The organism is Actinomadura sp. GC306, assembly GCF_004348665.1.
GTDB lineage: Bacteria > Actinomycetota > Actinomycetes > Streptosporangiales > Streptosporangiaceae > Spirillospora.
Window position 1 is genome coordinate 1 of record NZ_SMKM01000307.1, and the last position, 7,494, is coordinate 7,494.

A 7,494-nucleotide genomic window follows, 5' to 3' on the forward strand; every position below is an offset into this window, starting at 1 on the left:
CCCTGGCCCCGGCCCCATCCAACGGCACCCCCACCCACGGCACCCCCGGCCACGACACCGCGGCCGCCGACCTCCGCACACTGGACCCGCCCGCCGCGTCACTGCTGGGCGAACTCACCCTGCCCGCCGACCGGGAGTCCGTGCCCCATGCGCGGCGCTTCAGCAGGTCGGTGAGCACCGTGTCCGGCGCCGGCCACATCGCCGACGACGCCGAGGTCCTGGTCTCCGAACTCGTCACCAACGCCGTCCGGCACGCGCCGGGCCCCGGCTCCCCGCTGTGCCTGAGACTGCTGCGCACGGGCACCCGGCTCCGCATCGAGGTCCACGACGAGAGCGCCGCCGTGCCGCGGCAGCGCCCCGTCGACCTCATGGAGGAGACGGGACGGGGCTGGTACCTCGTCGCGGTCCTGGCGGAACGGCACGGCACCGACCACACGCCCTCGGGCAAGGCGGTCTGGTGCGAAGTGCGGGCCTGGCCGCGGGACGACCGCCCCGGACACTGAGCCGCCCCCTCGCAGATCCCCGGTTCCGCGATGGGAGGCGCGCCATGTCCGGTGACTACTACCGCTCGGACGGGACCCGCGCCACGGCCGAGGAGGCCCAGCGGCTGCTGCTGGACGTGCGAGGACGCCTGCTCGCGCAGGACGTCATCCGCGTCGGCGCCGTCACGGTGGTCGTCTCGACCTGGTTCACCGTGATCGACCTCGGCATGGCCGCCAACGGGCGGCCGCTGCTGTGGCAGACGATCGTGTCCGACACCACCATGCACGCCGACATCGGGCAGTACACGACGCGCGACAAGGCGGTGCGCGGGCACGCGCAGGCGGTCTCGATGATCACCAGCCGGCTGCGCGGGCTGGTGGCCCGCGCCGCCCTGGACGAGGCCCGGTCCTGAGCCGTGCCCGCAGGGGCCGGCACGGGACCGGGCACGGCCTGAGCACGGCCTCGGCACCGCACGACGAGCACGGCACGACGAGCACCGCACGACGAGCACCGCACGAGCACGGACGAGCACGGACGAGCACGGGACGAGACGAGCACCGCACGAGCGACGAGCGCACGCCCGGAAGCGCGCACGCACGCACGCGCGCAGACGAAGACGAAGTGACCGAGCAACGGGCCGGAATCCGCGGTCCGGTTCCCCGCATGAGGTTGTGATCTGAATGGTCGCCGAAGGCCGGCAGGCGGACCCACCCGCGGCCGCCGCGAAAAGCAAGCCCCCGGACTACGCGTCCGCCCGCAAAGGACGCCGCAGGCGGTCCATCCGCACGCGGATCACGGCCCTGCTGCTGGTGCCGCTGGTGTCCCTCATCGCGCTGTGGGCGTTCGCCGCGAACATCACCCTCGGTGACGCGTTCGACAAGTACGACTTCTCCACCACCTACGACAAGGTCGGGCTGCCGGGCATCTACCTGGTGAACCACCTCCAGGCGGAACGTTCCCTCAGCGTCGTCGCGCTCGCCACCGGCGACGCCGGGGCCCAGAAGAAGCTCGCCGGGCTCCGCCAGCGCGTCACCGGCCTGGAGCGGTCGTTCCGCTCGACCGCGCTGTCGCCCGAGGCCCGCGACGCCGCCGAACCCGAGACGAAGGAGCGGCTCGGCACCGCCCTCAAGGCCCTCGACACGCTGCCGCAGCTGCGCCAGGAGGTCGACTCCGGCGACGTCGAGCCGCTGAAGGTCATCAACGCCTACAGCGCCGTCCTCGACGAGGTCATCAAGGTCTTCAACGGCCTGGTGACGGTCAACGACGTCGCGATCGTCACGCAGGGCCGCGCGCTGATCAGCATCGGCAACGCCCGCGCCAACATGCTCCGCGAGGACTCGCTCGTCACCGCCGCGATGGCGCGCAACGGGCGGCTCACCCCCGCCGAGCACACCGCGTTCGTGCAGTGGGCGGCGGAAGGGCGGCGCCAGTTCGAGGCCGGCCTCGCCGACCTCAACGACGAGCTCCGCGGGCCGCTGGAGAAGCTCGCCGCGTCCGAGGAGTACAAGCGGTTCCGCGCGGCCGAGACGGCGATCGTCCAGGTCCGCGACGACCGGCTGCCCGCCGAGGCGGCGCAGTGGCAGGCCACGACCCAGCTGCTGTCGGAGGCGTGGGCCCAGCAGGTCACCCAGGCGAGCCTCGCGCTCAACGAGATGGCCGAGCCGATCGGCGAGGAGATCATCATGCGGCTCGTCCTCGCCGGCGGGTTCGGGCTGCTCGCGGTCGTCGGGTCGATCATCCTGTCGCTGCTGGCGGCGCGCAGCCTGTCCCGGGAGATGCGCGGCCTGCAGCGCGCCGCGCTGAACCTCGCCGAGGACCGGCTGCCGAGCGTCGTCGCCCGGCTGCGGCGCGGCGAGGAGGTCGACGTCGAGGCCGAGGCGCCGCCGCTCGTCATCGGCAAGAGCCGCGAGGTCGCGCGGGTCGGCGACGCGTTCACGAAGGTGCAGCACACCGCGATCGACACCGCCGTCCGCGAGGCGTACCTGCGGCAGGGCATCAGCCGCGTGTTCCTCAACGTCGCGTGGCGGAGCCAGTCGCTGCTGCACCGCCAGCTCCGGATGCTGGACGAGATGGAGCGCAGCGCGTCCGACCCGAAGGCCCTTGAGGACCTGTTCCGCCTCGACCACCTCACCACCCGCATGCGCCGGCACGCGGAGGGCCTGGTCATCCTGTCCGGGACGTCCCCGGGCCGCGGCTGGAGCCAGCCCGTGCACGTCGAGGACGTGCTGCGGGCCGCGATCGCCGAGGTCGAGGACTACAAGCGCGTCGAGGTCGTCGTCGTGTCCGGGCAGGCCGCCGTGATCGGCGAGGCCGTCGCCGACATCATCCACCTGCTCGCCGAGCTGATCGAGAACGCCACGGTGTTCTCGCCCGCGCCGACCGAGGTGCTGGTCCGCGGCGAGATGGGCGCCAACGGCTTCGCCGTCGACATCATCGACCGCGGCATCGGGCTCGACCAGTCCGAACTCGACGCGCTCAACCTGCGGCTGTCGCGGCCGCCCGAGTTCGACCTGGCCGTCACCGACCGGCTCGGCCTGTTCGTCGTGTCCCGGCTCGCCGGCCGGCACGGCATCCGGGTCGCGCTGCAGCCGTCCCTGTACGGGGGCGTCAGCGCGGTCGTGCTCATCCCGCGCCGCCTCATCGTGGACGTCGACCAGCCCGACGACGAGGACGGCGCCGTCGCGGCCGACGTCCCCGTCGCGCGGCCCCGGCCCGTCCACGAGAACGGCTCCGCCAACGGGACGGCGAAGGCGTGGCCCACGCCGTCGTCGTCCTCGTCCACGGCGATGCTCAACGCGCCGACGCCGCTGGACACGTCCGCCCCGGCCGAGGAGACGTCCCCCAACATGTGGGAGGACGCCACCCCCTCATGGGACACCTCCGCACCGGCCTACGACCCCGCGCACGACGCGGTGCGGGGCAACGGGTCCTCCGGCCCTCCGGCGGAGCAGCCGGGCTATGACGCGGCGGTGGGGTTCAACGCACCGGGGTCGATCCAGGACCGGGCGCCGTACGACGGGACCGAGACCCCGCCGTCGTACGGGACCCCGCCGTCGTCCGCGTACGGCCCCGCCCAGTACGGGGAGGCCGGCACCGCCTTCGGCGGCCCGCGGCAGTACGGCGGCGCGCCCGCGTCGTTCGGCGAGGCCCAGGTGCAGGCGGGCGGCGGGCGCGCCCCGCTGCCGCGCCGCGTCCGCGGCGGGAACCTCGCGCCGCAACTCCGCGACGAGCAGCCGTTCGCCGCGCCATCGGCCCAGGACGACGCCGTCGCCGCCTGGGAGGAACGTTCAGCTGAGGCGTCCCGCGACCTGTTCGCGTCCCTGCAGGCGGGCTGGCTCCGCGGCAGGGACGAGGACGAGGGACCCGGGGACGCCATGAAGGGAAGATCATGACCCAGCAAGTCGCGGCCGAGCTGAACTTCCTCCTCGACGACCTCGTCGACCGGGTGCCGCAGATCCGCAAGGTCGTCGTCCTGTCGCGGGACGGGCTCGTCATGGGCATGTCCCGGGGCGTCGGCCGCGAGGACGCCGAGTACCTGGCGGCCCTCGCCGCCGGCTTCTACAGCCTCGCGGTCGGCGCCAAGCCGCAGCTGGAGTCCGGCGAGGTGCGGCAGACGCTCGTCGAGATGGAGAACGGCCTGTTCTTCGTCGTCCCCGCCGGCGCCAACAGCTGCCTCGCCCTGATCAGCGACGTCAACGCCAACGCCGGCCTCGTCGCCTACGAGATGACGATGCTGGTCAAGCGGGTCGGGAGGCAGCTGTCCACCGGACTCAGGCAGGGCGGGCCCGGCCGCGGGCACAGGTGACCCGCGATGGACCCCAGCGAGACGCCCGGCGCCCCCAGGGGACCGGGCCGGGAACGGTGGCTGGACGCCGCCGCCGGGCCCATCGTCCGCCCCTACGCGGTGACGCGCGGCCGCACCCAGCCGACCGGCGAGCCGCTGGACATCGTGGCGATCCTCGTCGCGACCGGCCGGCCGCCCGCCGAACCGGGCCGGCTGTCGCGCCAGCAGCGCCGCCTGCTGTCGCTGTGCCGCCGCCCGCACACCCTCGCCGACCTCGCCTCGGACCTGGACCTGCCGCTCGGCGTGATCCGGGTCCTGGCCGGCGACCTGCTCGACTCCGGCCTCGTGGACGTCCAGCGGTGGTCCACACCGGCCGGCCAGCCCTACGTCCAGCCGCACACCGACCAGAACCTGCTCAGGAGGGTGCTCGATGAACTCCGCGCGCTCTGACCCCCCGCCCGACGCCGCCGAAGGGCACGACGACCGGGCGGACGGTCCGCGGGTCGCGTTGAAGATCCTCGTCGCCGGCGGGTTCGGGGTCGGCAAGACGACGATGGTCGGCGCGGTCAGCGAGATCCGCCCGCTGCGGACCGAGGAGGCGCTGACCGACGCCAGTATCGGCGTCGACGACCTCGACGGGCTCGGATCCAAGACCACCACGACCGTGGCGATGGACTTCGGCCGGATCACGCTGCGCGACGGCGTCGCCATCTACCTGTTCGGGACGCCGGGCCAGGAGCGGTTCTGGTTCATGTGGAACGAGCTGTCGCGCGGCGCGCTCGGCGCGGTGGTGCTGGCCGACACGCGGCGGCTGATGGCGAGCTTCGCCTCGATCGACTACTTCGAGCAGAAGGGCACCCCGTTCGTCGTCGCCGTCAACTGCTTCGACGACGCCGACCGCTACGACCCGCCCGAGATCAGGATGGCGCTGGACATCGACCCGCACGTGCCCGTCCTGCTGTGCGACGCGCGGCAGACCGTGTCGGCCAAGCAGGTGCTGGTCGCGCTGGTCGAGCACGCGCTGCGGCTCGCCAGCGGCCCGTCCTCGCCGAGCCCCCGGGCGTGGCGGACCCCGGCGCCCACCCGCGACGGCTAACCCTCCTGGCCCTCCTCGTTGTTCGGGGGGCGCATGATGATCTCGTCCACGCCGACGTCGTGGCCGTTCGTGCAGCGGACCTGCGACTGGACCGCCGCGCCGCAGCCGGCGTGGGTGAGCATGACCTGGCGGCCCTCGTCGCCGGGCAGGTAGGTCTCGCCCCACTCCATGAGCCCGACGAGGGTGGGGGCGAGATCCTGCCCCATCTTCGTCAGGTGGTACTCGTAGCGCGTGCGCTGCCCCGGCTCCTGGTAGGGCTCCCGGCTGAGCAGGCCGGCCTTGACGAGGTGGCGCAGGCGTGCGGTCACGGCGGACTCGGTCATGGCGAGGTTTTTGACGAAGTCGCCGAAACGGTTGGTCCCGAAGTACGCCTCGCTCAGCACCAGCACCGCCGACGGCGGGCCGAGCGCGGCGAGCGTCCTCGCGACCGGGCAGTTCTGCATCGACCAGGCGTCGCGGTCGGCGAAGTGCCCCTCAAGTGCGATTGTCACCCCTCCACTATAAACCTGCTGACTTCGCTTGACCAAAGTCAGCCCGCTCGCTAGCCTCCCTGACTATGGTGGAACAAAGTCAGGTACGCCCACGGCCGGTGCTCGCGGTGCTCTCCGTCGCCTCCTTCTTGGCGGGCCTCGACCTGTTCATCGTCAACGTCGCCTTCGACGAGATCGGCCGCGACTTCACCGCCGCGTCCATGGCCGACCTCTCCTGGGTCCTCAACGCCTACGCGATCGTCTTCGCCGCGCTGCTCGTCCCCCTCGGCCGCCTCGCCGACCGGTACGGCCGCAAGCCCGTCCTCATCGCCGGGCTCGTCGTCTTCACCGCCGCGTCCCAGGCGTGCGCCATGGCCCCCGACCTGTGGTCGCTCGTCGGCTTCCGCATCCTGCAGGCCGTCGGCGCCGCCGCGCTCATCCCCACCAGCCTCGGCCTGCTCCTGTCGGTCTACCCCGCCGAACGCCGCAGCGGCGCCGTCCGGATCTGGTCCGCCTCCGCCGCGCTCGCGGCCGCGGCCGGGCCCGTCGTCGGCGGCGTCCTCGTCGACACCTCCTGGCGGCTGACCTTCGAGATCAACATCCCGATCGGCATCGCGGTGACGCTGCTCGCCCTGCGCTACGTCCCCGACTCCCGCGAAGGCGCCACCGCCCGCATCCCCGACCTGCCCGGCACCGCCGTCCTCACCCTCGCCATCGCCGCCCTCGCCCTCGGCCTCGTGAAGATCAACGACTGGCCCGGCGAGCAGACCACCGTCGTGGTCGGCGCCGCACTCCTCGGCCTCGCCTGGTTCTGGCTCCGCTCCCTGCGCCACCCCGCACCGGTCATCGAACCGTCCCTGCTCGGCGTGCGCACCTTCTCCTGGTCGAACGTCACCGTGCTGCTGTTCAGCGTCGCGTTCGCCGCCAACCTCCTGCTCGGCGTCCTCTGGATGCAGCAGGTCTGGGACTACTCGCCCCTCAGGACGGGCCTCGCCGTCGCGCCCGGCCCGCTGATGGTCCCGATCATGGCGATCGTCGCCGGCAAGATGGCCGCCGCACGCGTCCCCGCCGGTCTGATCACCGCCGTCGGGTGCGCCCTGTGCGCCTTCGGCGTCGCCCTGATCGCGATGAGCCTCGGCCCGGCACCGGCCTACAGCACCGAGCTGCTGCCGGGCTGGCTCATCGGCGGCGTCGGCGTCGGCCTCGCCCTCCCCACCATCCTCGCCGCCGCCGCCGTCGACCTGCCCCCGCACCGCTACGCCACCGGCAGCGCCGTCGTCAACATGAGCCGGCAGATCGGCACCGTCCTCGGCGTCAGCCTCGCCGTCGCCGCCCTCGGCGCCCCCGCCGGCTACGCCGAAGCCCACGACGCCTACGTCACCGCCTGGCTGATGGTCGGCGGGTTCATGGTGATCGCAGCGATCACCGCCCTTGGCATGAACCCGCGCCGGCCGCAGCCGACCCCCACCGTCCCCGACACAGAAACGGAAGTGGTCGCCCGCACCTCATAACCGAAAGACCCGGGCCGCGGGCGAAGCCTTGACCCGGACCGCGAGGTTCGGTTCGTCCGCAGATCCCGAATCACAGCGGGCACCTTCATCCGGAGAAGGTGCCCGCTGTATTTATTGTTTTTTCGGGGGTGCGAGCGCCCTGGGGGCGCT

At 72.9% G+C, this 7,494-nt stretch carries 8 protein-coding genes; 7 read left to right on the plus strand and 1 reads right to left on the minus strand.

Annotated elements, in window-relative coordinates:
- From E1200_RS28925 to E1200_RS28950, 6 genes are all read left to right on the plus strand, one after another.
- The coding region (locus E1200_RS28925; RefSeq protein ID WP_165950508.1) for an ATP-binding protein at window positions 1–503 on the plus strand (503 nt) is incomplete at its 5' end.
- A gap of 44 nt (window positions 504–547) precedes the next feature.
- Window positions 548–895, plus strand: a complete 348-nt coding sequence (locus tag E1200_RS28930) for a hypothetical protein (protein WP_131955249.1) — start codon at window positions 548–550, stop codon at window positions 893–895.
- Window positions 896–1,163: 268 nt separating this feature from the next.
- The gene (locus tag E1200_RS28935) at window positions 1,164–3,875 is read left to right on the plus strand and encodes a sensor histidine kinase (RefSeq protein ID WP_131955250.1); all 2,712 of its coding nucleotides are present in this window, start codon (window positions 1,164–1,166) and stop codon (window positions 3,873–3,875) included.
- Window positions 3,872–4,288, plus strand: coding sequence for a roadblock/LC7 domain-containing protein (locus tag E1200_RS28940; protein WP_131955251.1), 417 nt, complete (start codon window positions 3,872–3,874; stop codon window positions 4,286–4,288). The genes E1200_RS28935 and E1200_RS28940 overlap by 4 nt, the downstream gene beginning before the upstream one ends.
- A gap of 6 nt (window positions 4,289–4,294) precedes the next feature.
- Window positions 4,295–4,717 carry a DUF742 domain-containing protein gene (locus E1200_RS28945; protein WP_131955252.1) on the plus strand — a complete coding sequence of 141 codons (423 nt, stop codon included), beginning with the start codon at window positions 4,295–4,297 and terminating at the stop codon, window positions 4,715–4,717.
- Complete coding sequence (locus E1200_RS28950; RefSeq protein WP_131955253.1) at window positions 4,698–5,363, plus strand: ATP/GTP-binding protein; 666 nt, start codon at window positions 4,698–4,700, stop codon at window positions 5,361–5,363. The genes E1200_RS28945 and E1200_RS28950 overlap by 20 nt, the downstream gene beginning before the upstream one ends.
- On the opposite strand, the gene E1200_RS28955 is transcribed toward E1200_RS28950, so the two are convergent.
- Window positions 5,360–5,854 (minus strand): helix-turn-helix domain-containing protein, encoded by a 495-nt coding sequence (locus tag E1200_RS28955; protein WP_207933600.1) that lies wholly within the window; start codon window positions 5,852–5,854, stop codon window positions 5,360–5,362. The two genes, E1200_RS28950 and E1200_RS28955, sit on opposite strands and share 4 nt — an antisense overlap.
- A 98-nt stretch (window positions 5,855–5,952) precedes the next feature.
- Between E1200_RS28955 and E1200_RS28960 the strand changes: the two genes are divergently transcribed.
- Complete coding sequence (locus E1200_RS28960; protein WP_207933601.1) at window positions 5,953–7,344, plus strand: MFS transporter; 1,392 nt, start codon at window positions 5,953–5,955, stop codon at window positions 7,342–7,344.
- Window positions 7,345–7,494 lie beyond the last annotated feature (150 nt).

What these genes read in the sequence shown, in the direction of transcription:
- E1200_RS28935 (WP_131955250.1), top strand. Translation starts at nt 1,164, where the DNA reads ATGGTCGCCGAAGGCCGGCAGGCGGACCCACCCGCGGCCGCCGCGAAA.
- E1200_RS28945 (WP_131955252.1), top strand. Translation starts at nt 4,295, where the DNA reads ATGGACCCCAGCGAGACGCCCGGCGCCCCCAGGGGACCGGGCCGGGAA.
- E1200_RS28930 (WP_131955249.1), top strand. Translation starts at nt 548, where the DNA reads ATGTCCGGTGACTACTACCGCTCGGACGGGACCCGCGCCACGGCCGAG.
- E1200_RS28940 (WP_131955251.1), top strand. Translation starts at nt 3,872, where the DNA reads ATGACCCAGCAAGTCGCGGCCGAGCTGAACTTCCTCCTCGACGACCTC.
- E1200_RS28950 (WP_131955253.1), top strand. Translation starts at nt 4,698, where the DNA reads ATGAACTCCGCGCGCTCTGACCCCCCGCCCGACGCCGCCGAAGGGCAC.